The organism is Streptococcus sp. HMSC074F05 (assembly GCF_001808725.1).
GTDB classification, from domain to species: domain Bacteria; phylum Bacillota; class Bacilli; order Lactobacillales; family Streptococcaceae; genus Streptococcus; species Streptococcus parasanguinis_I.
Map to the genome: position 1 here is coordinate 1 of NZ_KV794395.1, position 700 is coordinate 700.

Annotated in this window: 2 protein-coding genes; both read right to left on the bottom strand. The window is 35.6% G+C overall.

Annotated features, from left to right (window positions below):
- A partial coding sequence (locus HMPREF2685_RS00035; protein ID WP_315940833.1) for a GAD-like domain-containing protein occupies positions 1 to 257 on the bottom strand: 257 nt, incomplete at its 3' end.
- A 125-nt stretch (positions 258 to 382) separates the two neighbouring features.
- The coding region (locus tag HMPREF2685_RS00040) for an immunity protein YezG family protein (protein ID WP_070464523.1) at positions 383 to 700 on the bottom strand (318 nt) is incomplete at its 5' end.

The window sequence follows — 700 nt, forward strand, 5'->3', positions numbered from 1 at the left end:
ACAAATTCATTCTCTTCCCAAGTAATAATATCTCCAAATGCTGTTACGAACATAGGAAAAGCGATATCTCCTCTGAAATAACTATCTTGGAGAAGTTCAAGATAGTCATCTGGATTAATGACTTTGAGATAACCATCTAAAAAGGTTCCCAAGCCATCTTCCTGCCAAATCTGTAACAACTCAGCAGGGACTTGGTCCTTGTATTTTTCAATAACTTCTTGGGGCATATCTGCCACTTTGATAAAGTTTTCTAGCATGTTTTCCTCCGATTTGATTTTTAGCATCATTTCTCTACAACCATAGTATACCATAAACCATATGTACCAACATTTGTTAAACAACAAGAAAACCACCGCGTAGGTGGTTTATTCTTTAGATATAACTATTTGCCATTATGCTCTCTTTGGAAGGCTTTCATAGCCTTGAACTGTTCTAGTTCTTTTTCATTAGCTGGTTGCTTTCCGAGATATTTATATTCAAAAAAGTCCATTTGTTGACCTGAACTATAATCACTTTCATTCCAAGGTGCATAGTCAAATTCAGCAGATAATTTCGTGCCAATTACTTTTATAGTACAAGAAGTCCACAAAGGTTGGCCTTCTTTCTCAAAAATTTCTCTCAACTCCCAAGCTAATCTAAAGGTGCGTCTTTCTTGATTCCGAAATTCTAAATTAGGAATACCATACCGCTTTGGAATATA